The sequence below is a fragment of the Actinomadura sp. DC4 genome, assembly GCF_030406325.1.
In the GTDB taxonomy this organism is placed as follows: Bacteria; Actinomycetota; Actinomycetes; order Streptosporangiales; family Streptosporangiaceae; genus Actinoallomurus.
This window is the reverse complement of the sequence record NZ_JAUEQY010000004.1, coordinates 443,899-460,735: the sequence shown is the minus strand read 5'-3', so window position 1 is coordinate 460,735 and position 16,837 is coordinate 443,899. Positions and strand designations below refer to the sequence as shown.

The window sequence follows — 16,837 nt, the reverse complement described above, 5'->3', positions numbered from 1 at the left end:
CAGGTTACTCACGTGTTACTCACCCGTTCGCCGCTCGAGTACCCCGAAGGGCCTTTCCGCTCGACTTGCATGTGTTAAGCACGCCGCCAGCGTTCGTCCTGAGCCAGGATCAAACTCTCCGTTAAGGTCGAACGACAACCACCCGTTAAGAGCGGCCGCCAAACCTGAACAGACAAATCCCGGCAAGAATCATACTTGCCAAAGGAATCCAAAAACCGAACAACCACAACCAGACCATAACCGGCCTGCCATGACCATCCAGTCCGAGGACTAAAAAGGCACTGGCTTTTAGCACACTGTTGAGTTCTCAAGAAACGGACACACACCATCGAGAAGTCTCTCAACCCTCTCCGGGGCAACCCTTCTAACTTACCACCCTCAGCCAGTAAGTCAACCCCCAGATCCGTAAAGACCTAGAAGATCTCCCTACCCGCTGAAGTTCCCCATCCGGGCCGGCCACCTTCAAGGCGTCCTGCATCCCGTTCTTCCGGGGAGACTCTCACCCTACCGTCTCTATCCGGTCCTAAGTCCCGGACTCGTGATCTGGTGTGAGTTCCCCGCAGGTCCCGGGCGCCTTCCGGCTTCCCGTTCCCCTTGGGGCGAAGAGAACATTACGTTCGTCCCGGACCTTGGTCAAATCGGGGCCGCCGCACCGCCTCAGAGCCCCGCGACGACCCCCGTCAAAGCATCGCCATCCCCCGTGAATAGGGCGCGGGCGCGTCGCCATTCAGGACAGCTTTAGGCAGGTCAACAAGAGTTGAGCGCCGGCCGTCGCGGGAGGATGAGTTGCTGAACGAACGCAGCCGGAAGCAGTTGGCCTTCGAGCACTGCCGGCTCATGAACGCCGGAGACGTCGACGGCCTGCTCGCCCTCTACGCGGACGAGGTCACCTTCGAAGATCCGGTCGGCTCGGACCGCCAGAGCGGCCGTGACGCCCTGCGCACGCACTTCGGCCGGGCGGTGGCCGCCGGGATCCATGAGGCCCCTGGTGAGCCTGTGGCGTGCCAGGACGACGTCCGCGTGCTGATCCCCGTGCTCGCGATCATGGACTACCTGCCCGTGGGGCCGGACTCCGTAAGGCGCGACCGGCTGACGGCTCCGCGGAACCCGGAGGGCAGACGCCTCAAGCGGGACTCCACGCTCGTGCTCCGCACGGACGAGATCGGACGGATCGAGGAGCTGAAGGCCTACTGGGGCCGATCGGACCTCGAACTGATCTATTGACCGAACAGAGAAGGGCCCGGAGAGGAAATCCTCCGGGCCCTTCTCTAATTGGTAGCGGGGGTAGGATTTGAACCTACGACCTCTGGGTTATGAGCCCAGCGAGCTACCGAACTGCTCCACCCCGCGTTGCGGTGTGCCCTAACTCTATGGGCACTCCGACTCGCTATGCAAATCGAGTCCGGGACCTGTCCCGAGGTCCCCGTCCGTAGTCAGGACGGCGGGACCTCGGGACAGACCTCCTAGCCGCTGGGTTTGGGCGTGGGGACAGGGGTGGCCGGCGTGCTCGGTGTGCCGCTCGGGACGGGCGTCGGCGGTGGGGTGTTCTTACCCTGGTTCCGCAGCTTCGCCAGCTGGTCAAGGGCGGATTTGAGCTGCTTCTGCGCCTCTCCGTACGCCGTCCAGTCGCTCTTGGCCAGGGCGTTCTGCGCGTCGCTGTACGCCCTGTTGGCCGCGTCGATCGCCGCCTGGACGTCCTCGCTCGCCTGCAGCGGCGGACCGGTCGGCGTGGTGATGCCGCCGCCCTTGAGAACCTGGTTGAGGGCGTCCTCGAGCGTCGCCCCGAAGCCGATGTCGTTCCCGTACGAGACGAGAACGCGTTTCAGCAGCGGGTAGGACCCCCCTCCGGCGTTGGCCTGGAGATAGATGGGTTCGACGTACAAGAAGCCTCCACCGAACGGCAGTGTCAGAAGGTTGCCGCTCACCGTCCGTGACCCGGGCCCGCGCAACAGCGTGAGCTGCTGCGAGACCGTCGGATTGTTCTCGAACGTGTTCTGGACCTGTTCCGGCCCAGGTGTCACCTGACTTCGCGGCACCTGGAGGATACGGATCTGACCGTACGTCGGGCTCGTCGGCACGCTGTCGACCGCCATGAACGCGGTAAGGTTCGTGACCTTGCCCTTGGGGACGAACGTCGAGGTCAGCGAGAATCCCGGCGCCGTCTGGTCGGGCATCTTGACGCTCAGGTAGTACGGCGGCTCGACCGTGCCCTCGCTGGTCGGGTCGCTCGGGATCTGCCAGAAGTCCTGCCCGCCGTAGAAGGCCTGCGAGTTCTGCACGTGGTAGCGCGCGAGGATCTGACGCTGCACCTTGAACAGGTCCTCGGGATAGCGCAGGTGTGCCATGAGGTCGGCGGGGATGGCCGTACGCGGCTGCACCGTGCCCGGGAACGCCTTCATCCACGTCTTGAGGATCGGGTCGTCGTCGTTCCAGGCGTAGAGGTTCACCGTGCCGTCGAACGCGTCGACCGTGGCCTTCACCGAGTTGCGGATGTAGTTGATGCGGTCGCCGGACTGGGCGGCCACCGAAACCCTGCTCTCGGTGTTGGTGTCCTTGGTGGCGTCGGCGAGGCTCGTGCGCTCGGAGTACGGATAGTCGGCGGCGGTCGTGTAGCCGTCGACGATCCACTTGATCCGGCCGCCGACGACCGCGGGATAGGGATTGCCGTCGACCTTCAGCCACGGCGCGGCCTTCTGGACGCGCTCACGGGGCGTCCGGTTGTACAGGATCCGTGAGTGCGGGTTGATCGCCCCGGACAGCAGGAGGTTCTTCTCCTTGAAGCGCAGGGCGTACAGGGTCCGGTTGAACAGCGACCCGATGGGGACGCCACCGTTGCCCGCGTACGAGCTGTTGTGCTGTCCCGTGGGGCTCTTGTCGTCGGGGTAGTCCAGCTCGCGGTTCCCCGCCCCTCCGACGATGGAGTACGACGGGGAGCGCTCGCCGAAGTAGATGCGCGGCTGGGTGATGCCGAGCGCGCCCGTCGGCGGGATGTTCTTCTCGGTGAAGTCCGGGGCGCCCTGGGCGTCGACCTGGTTGCCGGGGGCGGCCACGAAGCCGTACCCGTGCGTGTAGACGAGGTGGCTGTTGATCCAGTTGGCCTGGCCGGACGGCGGCCCGTCGATCTCGCGTACGGCGACGACGGTGTCCTTCAGGGCGTTGCCGTCGGCCGGGTTGGGGTAGCGGTCGATGTCGAGCGGGTTCGGGAACTTGTAGAAGCCCTTGATCTGCTGGAGCTGCTGGTACGTCGGCGACACCACGGCGGGGTCGAGCAGGCGGACGTTGGGCAGCGTGGAGGTCTCCTGCTTGGCCTGCGCCGGCGACAGCTTGGTGTTCGGCAGGTAGTCGGTGACCTTCGTGTCGCCCACGTCGTACGCCTGTCTCGTCGCGGCGATGTTGCGGCCGATGTACTTGCTCTCCTTGTCGGCCTCGTTCGGCTTGACGTGGAAGGTCTGGATCAGCAGCGGGAAGACCCCGCCGATCAGGATCGCCGACAGGACGAGCAGGCCGAACGCCATGCCGGGCAGCATCGCGCCGGGGCGGATGAAGGTCGCGAAGAACATCAGCGCGCAGATCAGCGCGATGGCGGCGAGGATGGTCTTGGCGGGCAGCACGACGTTGACGTCGGTGTAGGACGGGCCGGTGACCACACCGCGTTCGGAGTGGGCCAGGCCCCAGCGGTCGAACCAGTACGCCACGGCCTTGAGCAGGACGAACACGCCGAACAGCACCGAGAGGTGCGCGCGGGCGGCAGGGCTGACCTTCTCCCCCACGCCCTGCACGCGCACGCCGCCGTACAGGTAGTGCACGACCAGCGAGGCGATGAACGTCAGGATCACCGCGGTGAACAGGAAGCCGAGCACGACCCGCAGCAGCGGATAGGTGAAGACGAAGAACGAGATGTCCTTGTGGAACTGCGGATCCTTGACGCCGAACGGCTGCCGGTTGAGGAACGCCAGCCAGACTCGCCACCGGCCGGCCGCCGCCGACGCGGTGAGCAGGCCGACCAGGCTCAGCAGGGCGATGACGATCAGCCGCCGGTGTGGATCGACGACGCTCCGGTAGCGGTCCAGCCCCTGCTGCTCGACCGACGAGGGCCGGTACGCGGGCCGCAGCCGGTAGGCGGTCACGATGTTCGCGCCGAGCAGGGCGACCATGATCAGGCCCGCGGAGAAGAACAGCAGGACCCGCGTGGTGATCTGCTTGGTGTAGACGGAGGAGAACCCCACCGACCGATACCAGAGCACGTCCGTCCAGATCGCGGTGAACGCCAGAAAGACCGCGACGAGGACCACGAGGATCACGATCACGGGTATCAGGAGCCGCGATCGGCCCACGTTGATTCGGCCGCCAAAGCCTGGGCTCCGGAAGGTCACAGCAGTCCCCCTTCGCCGGGTGTATGTGAAGGCAACTTACCGAGGCATCCCCGGGTTCCCGTACACGACCGGCCACCTACGGCGAAAACACCCGGGTGAGAGGTGAAAAAATAACCGCATGAGCCGATTGGAAGAGGTCGTCCTGGAACTCGAGCGCCACGTGTCGGGCGCCGGCTGGGACGCCGCGCCACGCCTGTACGCCCTGGTCGAGGCACCTGAGTTGCACCAGAACGAACCCGATCTCGCCCAGCGGCTGGGTGTTCCGAACACCGCGGGGCGGCTCGCCGTGCTCGAACAGCCCGAACTTCCGCTGGAAAAACCGATCGAGGAAATTCTCAGCGGCATCGAATGGCCGGACGGAGTGGCCGGCTGCGCGCTCGCCGTCGAACGCATCCTGCTACCCGACGGCGCCGAGGAGGAAATGCCCGACGAGGACCCGGTCGGCTGGGCGGGTGAGCATCCGGGCCGCGAGGACGTACGGCTCGTCGTGGGCGTGCTGCGGGACGGCTCCCGGCACTCGGCGATGCGGCTGCGCGGCCACGACAGCGACGATCAGGTGCTTTCGGGGGACGAGCTGGTGCCGGCGCTCGCCGCCGCGCTCGCGTCGACGCTCAGCTGATCACTTGGCGGGGCAGGCCGGGATGGCGCCGTGACCGGTGCGGATGGCGTCCAGCGCCGCCAGCGCCCCGTGCATGGTGTCGACGCGGACGAGCCGCAGCCCCTTGGGGTCGGAGGCGACCGCGTCGGCGCAGTTCTGCGTGGGCGTGAGGAAGATCGTGGCACCGGCGTCGCGGGCGGCGACCATCTTCTGCTGGATGCCGCCGATCGGGCCGACCTGGCCCTCGGGTGTGATCGTCCCGGTGCCGGCGATGAACCTGCTGCCGGTGATCTCCAGCGGGGTCAGCTTGTCGTAGATGCCGAGGGAGAACATCAGGCCGGCGCTCGGCCCGCCGACGTCGCCGACGCTGATCTTCACGTTGATCGGGAACTGGAACTTCTCCCGCAGGACGACGCCGACCACGGGCTTTCCCGCGGCTGCCTTGTCCGGCGAGGCGACGGTGCCGATGTCGAGGGCGGAGTCCTTGCCGCCGCGTTTGATGGCGAACTTCACCGTGTCGCCGGCCTTGTGGCCGCTGATGATGCCGCTCACGTCCGGCACCTGCTTGATCTTCTTGTCGTCGATCGCCACGATCTGGTCGCCGGGCTTCAGCTTTCCGGCGGCGGGCAGGCCCTGCTGCACGGAGTCCACGACGACGTCCGTGGTCGTGGGCATGTGCAGCTCGTGCAGGGCGGCCGCGGTCGCGGACTCCTGGGAGGAGGCCATCTCCTCGGTGTTCTCCTGCTCGACCTTCTTGGTCGGGACGTTCTTGGGGAAGATCGCCTCTTCGGGCACGATCGCCACGTCGGGGTCGAGCCAGCCGCGCAGCGCGGTGAACAGGTCGATGCGGTTGCCCGGCCCGCCCTGGTAGGCGACGGTCACGAAGTTGAGGTGCCCCTGGGTGGGGTAGGTCTTGGCGCCGGTGATCTGGATCAGCGGCGTCTTACCGAGCTGCCCGAGCGTGTCGGTGGTGGGTCCGGGACGCAACGCGACGTACGGCACGGGAATGAACGCGCCGACCATGCCGAGTACGAGAATGAGCACGCTCGCGAAGACCAGCGTGGCAGCACGACGAGACATGGCCGGAAGCCTACGCGGTCGATCGACCGCCTCGTCGGGGCCTCTGCCGACCGCGCCGTTTGAGGGCGTTCAGGAAACGGTGGAAGTGATCCACCTCTTCGAACGAACGGCTGAACCGGGGTCGCCGGCCCCACAGGTGAGCGAGTGCGCCCACGAGCAACGCGACGGTCACGGGTATGAGCCACCACGCAACGACTGCCATACCGCCTACCTCCCGGAAAACCGGTCACTTATTAAGTAACCAGCATCCGGTACCACAAATCACCCAATCCCCACCCATTCATCTCCACCGTCGGCAAAAACCTGGTGCTTCCAGATCGGTACCTCGGCCTTGAGATCGTCGATCAGCGCGCGGCACGCCTCGAAGGCCTGGTCGCGGTGGGGGCAGGCGGCGGCCACGACGACCGCGAGGTCACCGACGGCCAGGTCGCCGACCCGGTGCACCGCGGCGATCGCGCGCACGTCGTACTCCGCGACGATCTTCTCCATCACGACCCGAAGCCGGTCCGCCGCCTGGGGGTGCGCGGTGTAGCCCAGCCCGGTCACCGCACGCCGGTGGTCCTCATCGCGTACGGTGCCCACGAACATCGCGGTGCCGCCCGCGCCCGAGTCGGCGACGGCGACGAGCACCTCATCGACGGAGAGCGGGACGTCACGGATTTCCGCGAGCCGGATGACGTTCATCAAACGAACGCTACTCCGCCGTTTCGATCGCCTACGCCGCACCCTGGGCCGCGCCTGCGAGCATCAGCACAGGACATCGGCCGCAGGTGCGACGCCACTCTGGCACCACTGATCGCATCGGCGAGCGCGGAAACCGGAGGGAAACTATCCGCGGCGTTTGCGGCGGGCCCTCCGTACGATCGCGGCCGTGCCGATGACGGCGACCGTCGCACCGGCGGCGGTGGCCATCGTCGCCTCCTTGCGCGCCAGCCGGCGCCCGACGAGCGCGTGGCGGCCCGCGACCTCCTCGAGCAGCGCGGTCAGCGCCTCGGCGTTGTCCCGCGAGGGCTTCCAGCCGGCCTCGCGCAGCGTCGCGCAGTCGGCCACCCACGGATAGACGACGTAGTGCAGGTCGGTGGCCGGCGCCGGGGTGACCCCGATGCGGTGCAGCCGCTGCGCGGTGCCGAAGGTGACCGCCGCGGGCAGCTCGAAGCGCCGCCGCCCGGTGATCTCCTCCACCTCCTCGGGTTCGAGCCAGCCCTCGCACCCCACCGCGAGCCGGCCGGTCACCGCGCCGGAGACGGCGAGCTCGAGCGCGGTGACCAGGTCGTCGATGTGGCAGAACTGCCAGCGCTGCGCGCACCCCTTGACCGTGAGCAGGCGGGGAGCCTCGAAGTGCCGGGTCACCACCGTGTCGATGCCGGGGCCGACCAGCGCCGCCGGGCGCAGGACCGTGACGGTCATGCCCGGGTGCGCCACCGGCGCCATCGCGGCGAGCTCCTCGATCTCCAGGAAGTCGCCGACGATGCCCTCGTCCAGCTCGGCGGCCAGCGGGGAGTCCTCCGGCAGCGGGACCGCGTTGCCCTCCTCGGCGCCGTAGACCATGGCGCTCGTGATGAGGATCACGCGGCGCACGCGTACGGCCGCCGCCGCGGTGATCACGGTCTGGGCGCCGCGCACGTTGTACGCGCGGCGTTCGCGGTGGTCGGTTTCGGGCGACTGGTCGATGTCGAGATGAACGATCGCATCGACGTCGGAGATGCGGCTGGTGAGCTGCGGGTCGCGAATGTCGACGACGCGCCAGGTGACCCCTGGCACGTCCCCCCGATGGTCGTCGAGGGCGATGACCTTCTTGATGTCCGCCGAGCCGGCCAGCCGTGCGACCAGGGCGCGCCCGATGCCATCCGCCGCCCCCGTGACGGCGATGACCGGGCCGGCGCTACGCCGTGGGCGAACCTGTCGTGTACTCAAGTCGAGCGAGTCCTCCTATCGCACGCCCCCGGGCTGCGACCGGATAACGTGAAGGTTGTGACCCATTCATCCTGCCCGAGGTAGGGCTCGTGAGCGAGCGAAGCGAGCGAGCCATTAAACACAGCAGCCTGCTCACCCGGCCGACCAAGGCGGCCCCCGTGAGCGAGCGGAGCGAGCGAGCCATCATGTACGGCAGCGTTCTCGCGGGGCCGATCAAGGAGACCCGGTGAGTGATATCCCCTTCGGCTTCAATCGTCCGGGCGACCCCGGAGACGAGAACGAGCCCGGCAGTCAGGACCCGTTCGGCGCGGGCAACATGCAGGACTTCGCCGCCATGTTGCACCAGTTCGCCGACATGCTGTCCAACCAGTCCACCAGCAGCGGCGACGGGCCGCTCAACTGGGACCTCGCCAAGGACATCGCCCGGCACCAGATCGCCGAGAAGGGCGACCCGTCGGTGCTGGACGCCCAGCGCCGCGCGGTCGTCGAGGCGCTGCGCCTGGCCGACCTCTGGCTCGACGAGGTGACGACGCACCCCGCCGGCATCCGCACGCCCCAGGCGTGGAGCCGGTCCGAGTGGATCGAGTACACCCTCCCGGTGTGGTCCAAGGTCTGCGACCCGATGGCCAAGCGCATGGTCGAGTCGATGGGCTCGGCGATGCCCGAGGAGATGCAGGCCGTGGCCGGGCCGCTGGTCGGCATGGTGCGGCAGATGGCCGGCGCCATGGTCGGCGGCCAGGCCGGGCAGGCGCTCGGCGCGCTCGCCCTGGAGGTCGTCGGCTCCGCCGACATCGGCCTGCCGCTCGCTCCGGCGGGCGTCGGCGCGCTGCTTCCCTCGGGCGTACGCGAGTTCGGCGAGGGCCTGGAGGTCGACGAGGACGAGGTGCGCGTCTACCTCGCGCTGCGCGAGGCCGCCCACCAGCGGCTGTTCGAGCACGTGCCGTGGCTGCGCTCGCACCTGCTGCGCGCGGTCGAGGACTACGCCAGCGGCATCACCGTCGACCTGTCCAAGATCGAGGACGCGGTCGCGGGCATCGACCTCAGCAACCCCGAGGCGCTGCAGCAGGCGCTCGGCGGCGAGCTGTCGCTCACCCCGGACGAGACACCGCAGCAGAAGGCGGCGCTGGCCCGGCTGGAGACCATGCTCGCCCTGGTCGAGGGCTGGGTGGACACCGTGGTGAACGCAGCGGCCAAGGACCGGCTGCCCTCCACGGTCAAGCTGGCCGAGGCCGTACGCCGGCGCCGGGCCACCGGCGGGCCTGCCGAGCGCACGTTCGCCACGCTGGTCGGCCTGGAGCTGCGGCCGCGCCGGCTGCGCGAGGCCGCCGCGCTGTGGACGAGCCTCGGCGAGGCGCGCGGCATCGACGGTCGCGACGGCGTCTGGGCGCACCCGGACCTCATGCCGACCGCCGAGGACCTCGACGATCCGGCCGCGTTCGTCGAGGGCAAGAGCGCCGACATCGACATCACCGACTTCACCGAGCCGAAGGGCGAGGACGGCAAGCCGGACGAGGAGGCGTGACCGCACGGTCCCCGGACGGCCTGCACGCGGACGCGACACAGGTGCTGTCCGGCTGGCGGCCGGGCGACGAGGGACAGGACGCGCTCCGGCGCGAGTTCCTCGGGCACCTGGCGGCGCACGAGGACGGCATGTGGCGCGAGTGCGTGGTGGGGCACCTGACCGCCAGCGCCGCGGTCCTTGACGCCTCGGGCGAGCGTGTGCTGCTCACCCTGCATCCGAAGGCGAAGATGTGGCTGCAGCTCGGCGGCCACTGCGAGCCCGGCGACACCACGCTCGCCGGGGCCGCGCTGCGGGAGGCCGCGGAGGAGTCGGGCATCGGGGGCCTGCGGCTGCTGCCGGGCCCGGTCCGCGTCGACCGGCACCGCGTCTGGTGCCACGGCGGCTCGTACCACCTCGACGTCCAGTACACCGCCGTCGCGCCGCCGGGCGCCCGGGAGAAGATCAGCGAAGAGTCCGACGACCTGCGCTGGTTCGCCCTGGACGCCATTCCCCTCGATGCCGACGACGTCCTGCGCCGCCTGGTAAGGGCGTCGGCGGAGGTCTTCGAAAGGGCCTGATCAGGAGAACCGCGCGACGCCGCTCCACATCGTGGAGACGGTGGTGCCGACGGAGTACTCCGGGGCCGGCCGCCATTCCGACGCTCGTACGATGCCCGGTTCGACCAGCTCCAGCCCGTCGAAGAACCGCGCAACGTCGGCGAAGCCGCGCGGGGTCACCTTCTGGGCCATCACCCGGTTGAGGCTCTTGGCCATCGCGCCCATCTGCTCGGCCTGGATGTCGTTGGCCGGGTGGGAGATGACGAGGTAGCTGCCGGGAGGCACGGCCTCCCGCAGCCGGTTCACGATGCCGTACGGGTCGTCGCCGTCGGGGATGCAGTGGAGGATGGCGACGAGCATGAGCGCGACCGGCTGGGAGAAGTCCAGCGTCTGCGCCGCCTCCAGCAGGATCTTCTCCGGGTCGCGCAGGTCGGCGTCGAGGTAGGCCGTGGCGCCCTTGGGGTGGCTGGTCAGCAGCGCCCTGGCGTGGGCGAGGACGGCCGGGTCGTGGTCGGTGTAGACGATCCGGCACTCCGGCGCGGCGGCCTGGGCCACCTCGTGGGTGTTGTTCGCCGCCGGGATTCCGGTGCCGATGTCGAGGAACTGGCGGACGCCGGCGTCGCGGGCCAGATAGCGCACCGAGCGCGCGAGAAAGGCCCGGGTGTTCCGCACCGAGGCGACCAGGCCGGGAAATGCCTCGACCGCCTCGTCACCGGCCTCGCGGTCGGCCTGGAAGTGGTCTTTTCCGCCCAGCCAGTAGTCCTGCACCCGCGCGATGTGCGGTGTCCCGCTGTCGAACGCAGGCGGGGCGCTCTCCCCCGTGGCACCGGTTCTCCGGAACCATTCGTCGCCCGTCACAGCATTCCTTTCGGCCCGCGAATCTGCATAATAAGTAGATCACGCCCGAAGATGCGCATATGTGAAATACGACGAACAAGCCGACTATTGCCGCATATGTCAGCGGACGAGCCCCCGGCCCGTGACGAGTGGCAGGTCGAGCGCGGTCAGGAGCCCGGCGGGCGCGGCCACGACGGACGGGACCGCGTTGACCAGGCGCATCGCGGTGGCCTTCAGGCCCGCGGTGTTGTGGTCGCCGTTCGTGCCCAGGAGCTGCAGGTCGAGCGTGTAGTCGGGCTCGCCGCGGACCTCCACGCGGTACGAGCCCTGGCCGGCCGGCTGGGGCCAGTCCGGGCCGAGGTCGTCTCTCAGCCGCGTGACGTGCTCGAGCACGACCACCGGACGGCCGCCGCGCATGCCGCGCACCTCGAAGCGCAGCGCCGCGGCCGTGCCCTTCTCCACCGTGCCGGCGTCGATCTCGAAGGTCTCCGGGGCCGGCAGGCGCGTGTAGGACTCCTCGATCCCCTCCAGCTCCACGTCCAGGCCCGCGGCGAGCTGGCGGACGACGCTGCCCCAGGCCAGCGTGAGCACGGTCGGCGAGAGCAGGAGCGGCGTCTCGTCCATCGGGCGGCCGAAGCCCATGACGTCGAACAGCACGGTCGGCTGCGCGTAGGTGGAGTAGTTGAGGATCTCCATGCAGCGGACCTGGGTGATGCGCTCGCTGATGCCGGTGATCGTCAGCGGCAGCCAGTCGTTCGCGAAGCCCGGGTCGACGCCGTTCACCCAGATCGAGACGCCGCCCTCCAGCGCGGCCCGGTGGATCGGCGCGCCCACCTCGTCGTCGGGGAACTGCAGGAAGACCGGGCTGCTGGAGACGACGTTCACCCCGGCGCGCAGGATGCGCGTCAGGTCCTCCATCGCCTCGTCGAGCCGTACGTCGGCCATCGAGGTGTAGACGACGCAGTCCGGACGCAGCGCGAGCACCGCCTCGGCGTCGTTGGTCGCCGTCACGCCCAGGCGTCCGAGGCCCGCGAGCTCGCCCGCGTCGCGGCCGACCTTGTCGGGGTTGGAGACCCAGACACCGGCCAGCTCCAGGTCGGGCCGTGCGTCGATGCCGATCAGGGCGTTGCGGCCCACGTTGCCGGTGCCCCACAGCACCACGCGGTACGTCATCTGACTCCCCCTCAAAGATCCGGCAGGCCCAGGTCCAGGGTCGGCTGATCGGTCCCGCCGTCCACCTCGAGGACCCGCCCCGTGACGAAACCGCCGGCCGGGGAGGCCAGGAAGAGCACCGCGGCGGCGATCTCCTCGGGGTCCCCGATGCGCCCCAGCGGCGTCTTGTCCTCCATCTGCCGGCGCACGCCCTCGTCGCCGATGACGAACTCCAGCGCCGAGGTCGCCACCGAGCCGGCGGCGATGGCGTTCACCCGTACGCGCGGCGCCAGGTCGACCGCCGCCAGGCGCGTGTAGTGCGCGAACGCGGCCTTGGCCGTGCCGTACGCGAGGTATCCGCGCCCGGTGATCCGGCCCATCACCGAGGAGATGTTGACGACCGCGCCCTGTCCCCCGTCCGCGGTCATCAGCGGGACGGCCGCGCGGGTCACGGCGTGGGCGATGCCGACGTTGAACTCGAACGCCTCCGCGAGGTAGTCCACGGTCGTGTCGAGGAAGGCGTTCGGGATCGTGCCGCCGACGTTGTTCACCACCACGTCCAGGCGGCCGAACGCCTCCACCGCGGCCCGCGGCAGCGCGGCCGCGGCGTCGAGGTCGGTCAGGTCGGCCGCCACCACGGCGGCCCGCCGTCCGGTGGCCTCGATCTGCGCGGCGATCGTGCGGAGCTGGTCTTCACTGCGTGCGGCCACGAGGACGTCCGCGCCGGCCTCGGCAAGGGCGACCGCGGTGGCGGCCCCGATCCCTCGTCCGGCGCCGGTCACGATCGCGGCCCTGCCGTCGAGGCGGAAGCGGTCCAGGATCACGGTGAGAGCCTAAGTCGATCTAGAACACGTATCAATAGCCTGGCGCGCCCGCCACCAGCCGGGTCAGCCACTCGACGAGCAGGCGGCGGAACACCTCCGAGTCGCGCAGGTCGGGCCCGAAGACGTCGGTGACCGACAGCAGCGCGTCCACGACGGCGGCGGGCGTGTCCGCCCCCGCCACGGCCCGCCGGAGCGTCCCGGCCATCGGGTCGTCCAGCTCAGGCGCCGTCTGGACGTGCCGCATCCACGCGGCGACGGCCAGGGCGGCCCAGCGGGGCTCGGCGCCCGCGGCCAGCCGGTCACGTACGACGCCGAGCAGGCGCTGCGGCAGCTTCTGCGAGCCGTCCATCGCGATCTGAGCGGTCCGGTGCCGCAGGGCCGGGTTGGCGAAGCGTTCGAGCAGCGAGGACTTGTACGCCTCCAGGTCGAAGCCGGAGGGCACGTCCAGTGTCGGGCTCGCGTCCTCGTCCATGTAGCGGCGCACCAGGTCGCCGAGCACGCCGACCGCGTCGGAGACGTAGGTGAGGTCGGACCCGAGATAGGCCAGCAACGAGTGGGCGCCGTTGAGCAGCCGCAGCTTCATCGTCTCGTACGGCGCGACGTCGCCGGTGAGGATCGCGCCGGCCGCGTCCCAGGACGGGCGGCCGGCCGCGAAGTCGTCCTCGATCACCCACTGCGTGAACGGCTCGGTGACGACGACGCCCTCGTCCCGTACACCGAGGAGGCGCTCGGCCTCGTCGAGGTCCGCGGGGGTGGTGGCGGGCACGATGCGGTCGACCATGGTCGAGGGGAAGGCGACCTCGCAGCCGATCTCGGCGCCGCTCCGCCCGGCGTACTCCTCGACCAGGCCGCGCAGGGTCGCGCCGTTGGAGGGGAGGTTGTCGCAGCACAGCACGGTCACCGGCGCCTCGCGGGCGGCGAGGCCGGCGACCAGCCGGCCGACCACGGTGCGCGGCGGGCGTCCCGCGAGGTCCAGCGCGATCTCCGGGTCGTCGAGGCGCAGCCGCCCGGTCGCCGGGTCGCGCCGATAGCCCTTCTCGGTCACGGTCAGCGAGACGATCCGTACGGCCGGGTCCGCGATCCGCGCCACGGTGGCCTCGCCGGTGAGCACCTCGCGGACCGCGCCGATCACGCGTGCCGAGGCGGCGCCGGGCCCGCGTACGAGCACGCTGTAGAGGCCGTCCTGGGGCGCCAGCCGCTCGGCCACGGCCGCGCTCCGCTGGGTGATCCCGCAGATCCCCCAGCCGTCGCCGGCGTCCTCGGTGTAGACCGCCTGGTGCGCCCGGTGGAACGCCCCGATGCCCAGGTGCACGATCTCCACCGAGTCCGGCACCGTACGAGGCCGGCTCGTCAGCGACAACCGCTCGTTCACATCACCGCTCCCAACTGCCAGGGCGCGAACTCCTCGTCGCCGAAGCCGAGTTCCTCGCTCGCCGTCTTGCGTCCCGAGGCGACCTCCAGGACCAGCTCGAAGATCCGCTCTCCCAGCTCCGCGACCGAGACCTCTCCGGCGAGGATCGCGCCGCAGTCGACGTCCATATCCTCCTCCATGGCCAGGTACGTCTCGCGGTTGCTGGCCAGCTTCACGCTCGGCGCCGGGCGGCAGCCGTACACCGAGCCGCGGCCGGTCGTGAAGCAGATCAGGTTCGCGCCGCCGGCCACCTGCCCGGTCGCCGAGACCGGGTCGTACCCGGGAGTGTCCATGAAGACGAAACCGCGCTCGGTGACCGGCTCGGCGTACTCGTAGACCGCGGTGAGCGGCGTCGTGCCGCCCTTGGCGACCGCGCCGAGCGACTTCTCCAGGATCGTGGTCAGGCCGCCGGCCTTGTTGCCCGGCGAGGGGTTGTTGTCCATCGACTCGGCGTAGGACTCCCACCAGTGGATCCGCCCGATCAGCCGCTCGCCGACGGCGCGGGAGACCGCTCGGCGGGTCAGCAGGTGCTCGGCCCCGTACACCTCGGGCGTCTCGGCGAGGACCGCGGTGCCGCCGTGCCGTACGAGGAGGTCGGCGGCGGCACCCAGGGCGGGGTTGGCGGTGATGCCGGAGTAGCCGTCGGACCCGCCGCACTGCAGGCCGAGGACCAGCTCGGAGGCGGGCACCGGCTCGCGGGTGACCGCGTTCGCCGCGGGCAGCAGCTCGCCGATCACCTCCAGGCCGCGGCGTACGGTCGCGGAGGTGCCGCCGAGCTCCTGGATCGTCATCGTCGGCGTGCCCTCGGGCAGGTCGAAGCCGGTGAGCTGGTTGACCTCGCAGCCGAGCCCGATCACGAGGATCGCGGCGAAGTTGGGGTGGCGCGCGTAGCCGTTCAGGGTGCGGCGCAGCAGCCGGATCCCGTCGCCGTCGGCGGCCATGCCGCAGCCGGTGCCGTGGGTCAGCGCCACGACGCCGTCGACGTTCGGATAGCCCTCCGTCGAGGCGCGGGCGGCGATCCTGCGGGCGACCGTGGCCGAGCAGTTCACCGAGGTCAGGATGCCGATGTAGTTGCGCGTGGCGACGCGGCCGTCCGGCCGTACGATGCCCTGGAACCCGGCCGGGGCGATGGGCGGCACCGGGCGCAGGTCGGTGCCGAAGGCGTAGTCGGTGTCGTGCGGGCCCATGCCGAGGTTGTGCGTGTGCACGTGCTCCCCGGCCTTGATCGGCGCGGTCGCCACCCCGATCATCTGGCCGTACTTGCGGATCGGCGCGCCGACGGCCAGGTCGCGTACGGCGACCTTGTGCCCGCGCGGCACGCCGTCGATGTCGCGCAGGGCGACCGCCACGTCGTCCTCGGGCTGCAGCAGCAGGGTGTCACCAGTCATGCATGCTCCCGTCCTCCAGGCGGTTGACCGGCAGGTAGGCCCGCCGGTAGGGGTACTCCGCGGCCGCCTCCTCGTCGATGTCGACGCCGAGACCCGGCTCCTCCGAGGGGTACAGCAGCCCGTCGGCGAACCGGTAGGTGTGCGGGAAGACCGCGTCGGTGGCCTCGGTGTGCGGCATGTACTCCTGGATGCCGAAGTTCGGCACGGCGATGTCGACGTGCAGGCCGGCGGCCAGGCACACCGGCGACAGGTCGGTGGCGCCGTGCGACCCGGTCCGTACGTGGTGGAGGGCGGCCAGGTCGAACACCCGGCGCAGGTGGGTGATCCCGCCGCCGTGCACGACGTCCATCCGGATGTAGTCGATGAGCTGCTCGACGATCAGTTGCCGGCAGTCCCAGATCGAGTTGTAGACCTCACCGACCGCGATCGGCGTCGTCGTGTGCGACCGGATCAGCCGGAACCCCTCCTGGAGCTCCTCGGAGATCGGGTCCTCCAGCCAGAACAACCCGTACGGCTCCACCGCCCTGCCCAGGCGCGCCGCCTCGATCGGGGTGAGCCGGTGGTGCACGTCGTGGAGCAGGTGGAAGTCGTGCCCGAACCGCTCGCGCACCGCCGCGAACAGGCCCGGAACGAAGTTGAGGTACTTCGGCGTCGACCAGGTCTCCTCGTCCGGCCGTTCCCCCGCGACCGCCGGCTCGTACGGCTCGCGGGTCGCCGGCACGCCGTAGACCTTCTTCAGTCCGGGGATGCCGACCTGGACCCGCACCGCGCGGTAGCCGCGGTCGAGCAGGCCGCCGACCTGCTCCAGGACGTCGGGGACGGTCGCGCCGTTCGCGTGCCCGTACACCGTGACCGCGTCGCGCGACCGGCCGCCGATGAGCTGGTAGACCGGCATCCCGGCGGCCTTGCCCTTGATGTCCCACAGCGCCGTGTCGACCGCCGCGACCGCGGTCATCGTCACCGGGCCGCGCCGCCAGTACGCGCCCTTGTGGAGGTACTGCCAGGTGTCCTCGATGCGGGCCGCGTCGCGGCCGATGAGCAACGGGCACACGTGATCCTGAAGGTAGGAGGCGACCGCGAGCTCCCGGCCGTTGAGGGTGGCGTCGCCCACCCCGGTCAGCCCGTCGTCCGTGGTCAGCTTCAGGGTCACGAAGTTGCGGTCCGGGCAGGTGACGATGACCTTGGCCGCGACGATGTTCACC

General features: G+C 69.9%; 15 protein-coding genes, 1 tRNA gene and 1 rRNA gene. 5 read left to right on the top strand and 12 right to left on the bottom strand.

Annotated elements, in window-relative coordinates:
• Nucleotides 1–125 (bottom strand): 16S ribosomal RNA (locus tag QWU11_RS09445); the annotation flags it as partial.
• A 661-nt stretch (nt 126–786) separates the two neighbouring features.
• Here QWU11_RS09445 and QWU11_RS09440 point away from each other — a divergent pair.
• The gene (locus QWU11_RS09440; protein WP_290104675.1) at nt 787–1,224 is read left to right on the top strand and encodes a nuclear transport factor 2 family protein; all 438 of its coding nucleotides are present in this window, start codon (nt 787–789) and stop codon (nt 1,222–1,224) included.
• Between the two features lie 49 nt (nt 1,225–1,273).
• Here the strand turns inward: QWU11_RS09440 and QWU11_RS09435 are convergent.
• Nucleotides 1,274–1,350: transfer RNA gene (locus tag QWU11_RS09435), tRNA-Met, on the bottom strand.
• 113 nt (nt 1,351–1,463) lie between these two features.
• Nucleotides 1,464–4,334 carry a UPF0182 family protein gene (locus QWU11_RS09430; RefSeq protein WP_354670821.1) on the bottom strand — a complete coding sequence of 957 codons (2,871 nt, stop codon included), beginning with the start codon at nt 4,332–4,334 and terminating at the stop codon, nt 1,464–1,466.
• Nucleotides 4,335–4,491: 157 nt separating this feature from the next.
• Here QWU11_RS09430 and QWU11_RS09425 point away from each other — a divergent pair, with 157 nt between their 5' ends.
• Nucleotides 4,492–4,992, top strand: coding sequence for a PPA1309 family protein (locus tag QWU11_RS09425; protein ID WP_290104673.1), 501 nt, complete (start codon nt 4,492–4,494; stop codon nt 4,990–4,992).
• Here the strand turns inward: QWU11_RS09425 and QWU11_RS09420 are convergent, their stop codons facing one another.
• The 3 genes from QWU11_RS09420 to QWU11_RS09410 form a co-directional block, all read right to left on the bottom strand.
• Complete coding sequence (locus QWU11_RS09420) at nt 4,993–6,051, bottom strand: PDZ domain-containing protein (RefSeq protein ID WP_290104672.1); 1,059 nt, start codon at nt 6,049–6,051, stop codon at nt 4,993–4,995. It lies immediately after the preceding gene.
• 261 nt (nt 6,052–6,312) lie between these two features.
• Nucleotides 6,313–6,735 carry a molybdenum cofactor biosynthesis protein MoaE gene (locus QWU11_RS09415; RefSeq protein WP_290104671.1) on the bottom strand — a complete coding sequence of 141 codons (423 nt, stop codon included), beginning with the start codon at nt 6,733–6,735 and terminating at the stop codon, nt 6,313–6,315.
• Between the two features lie 144 nt (nt 6,736–6,879).
• On the bottom strand, nt 6,880–7,965 hold the full coding sequence (locus QWU11_RS09410; RefSeq protein WP_290104670.1) for an NAD-dependent epimerase/dehydratase family protein: 1,086 nt from the start codon (nt 7,963–7,965) through the stop codon (nt 6,880–6,882).
• Nucleotides 7,966–8,054: 89 nt separating this feature from the next.
• Between QWU11_RS09410 and QWU11_RS09405 the strand changes: the two genes are divergently transcribed.
• Genes QWU11_RS09405 through QWU11_RS09395 form a run of 3 tightly spaced genes read left to right on the top strand, consistent with a single transcriptional unit; the run spans nt 8,055 to nt 10,044 of the window.
• On the top strand, nt 8,055–8,195 hold the full coding sequence (locus QWU11_RS09405) for a hypothetical protein (protein ID WP_290104669.1): 141 nt from the start codon (nt 8,055–8,057) through the stop codon (nt 8,193–8,195).
• A complete protein-coding gene (locus QWU11_RS09400) occupies nt 8,192–9,487 on the top strand; it encodes a zinc-dependent metalloprotease (RefSeq protein WP_290104668.1) in 1,296 nt (431 codons plus the stop codon). The genes QWU11_RS09405 and QWU11_RS09400 overlap by 4 nt, the downstream gene beginning before the upstream one ends.
• The gene (locus QWU11_RS09395) at nt 9,484–10,044 is read left to right on the top strand and encodes an NUDIX hydrolase (RefSeq protein ID WP_290104667.1); all 561 of its coding nucleotides are present in this window, start codon (nt 9,484–9,486) and stop codon (nt 10,042–10,044) included. Before QWU11_RS09400 ends, QWU11_RS09395 begins: the two co-directional genes overlap by 4 nt.
• Here QWU11_RS09395 and QWU11_RS09390 read toward each other — a convergent pair whose 3' ends face one another.
• From QWU11_RS09390 to manD, 6 genes are all read right to left on the bottom strand, one after another.
• On the bottom strand, nt 10,045–10,881 hold the full coding sequence (locus tag QWU11_RS09390) for an SAM-dependent methyltransferase (protein WP_290104666.1): 837 nt from the start codon (nt 10,879–10,881) through the stop codon (nt 10,045–10,047).
• A gap of 99 nt (nt 10,882–10,980) precedes the next feature.
• Nucleotides 10,981–12,033, bottom strand: a complete 1,053-nt coding sequence (locus QWU11_RS09385; protein WP_290104665.1) for a dihydrodipicolinate reductase — start codon at nt 12,031–12,033, stop codon at nt 10,981–10,983.
• Between the two features lie 11 nt (nt 12,034–12,044).
• On the bottom strand, nt 12,045–12,836 hold the full coding sequence (locus tag QWU11_RS09380) for an SDR family oxidoreductase (protein ID WP_290104664.1): 792 nt from the start codon (nt 12,834–12,836) through the stop codon (nt 12,045–12,047).
• A gap of 31 nt (nt 12,837–12,867) precedes the next feature.
• Nucleotides 12,868–14,208 (bottom strand): mannitol dehydrogenase family protein, encoded by a 1,341-nt coding sequence (locus QWU11_RS09375; RefSeq protein ID WP_290104663.1) that lies wholly within the window; start codon nt 14,206–14,208, stop codon nt 12,868–12,870.
• On the bottom strand, nt 14,205–15,635 hold the full coding sequence (locus QWU11_RS09370) for an altronate dehydratase family protein (RefSeq protein WP_290104662.1): 1,431 nt from the start codon (nt 15,633–15,635) through the stop codon (nt 14,205–14,207). The genes QWU11_RS09375 and QWU11_RS09370 overlap by 4 nt, the downstream gene beginning before the upstream one ends.
• Complete coding sequence (manD, locus tag QWU11_RS09365; protein WP_290104661.1) at nt 15,625–16,836, bottom strand: D-mannonate dehydratase ManD; 1,212 nt, start codon at nt 16,834–16,836, stop codon at nt 15,625–15,627. The genes QWU11_RS09370 and manD overlap by 11 nt, the downstream gene beginning before the upstream one ends.
• Nucleotide 16,837 lies beyond the last annotated feature (1 nt).

Bases quoted from the DNA above. Each gene is read 5' to 3' on its own strand.
- QWU11_RS09425 (WP_290104673.1), top strand. From the start codon at position 4,492: ATGAGCCGATTGGAAGAGGTCGTCCTGGAACTCGAGCGCCACGTGTCG.
- QWU11_RS09420 (WP_290104672.1), bottom strand. From the start codon at position 6,051: ATGTCTCGTCGTGCTGCCACGCTGGTCTTCGCGAGCGTGCTCATTCTC.
- QWU11_RS09415 (WP_290104671.1), bottom strand. From the start codon at position 6,735: ATGAACGTCATCCGGCTCGCGGAAATCCGTGACGTCCCGCTCTCCGTC.
- QWU11_RS09385 (WP_290104665.1), bottom strand. From the start codon at position 12,033: ATGACGTACCGCGTGGTGCTGTGGGGCACCGGCAACGTGGGCCGCAAC.
- QWU11_RS09370 (WP_290104662.1), bottom strand. From the start codon at position 15,635: ATGACTGGTGACACCCTGCTGCTGCAGCCCGAGGACGACGTGGCGGTC.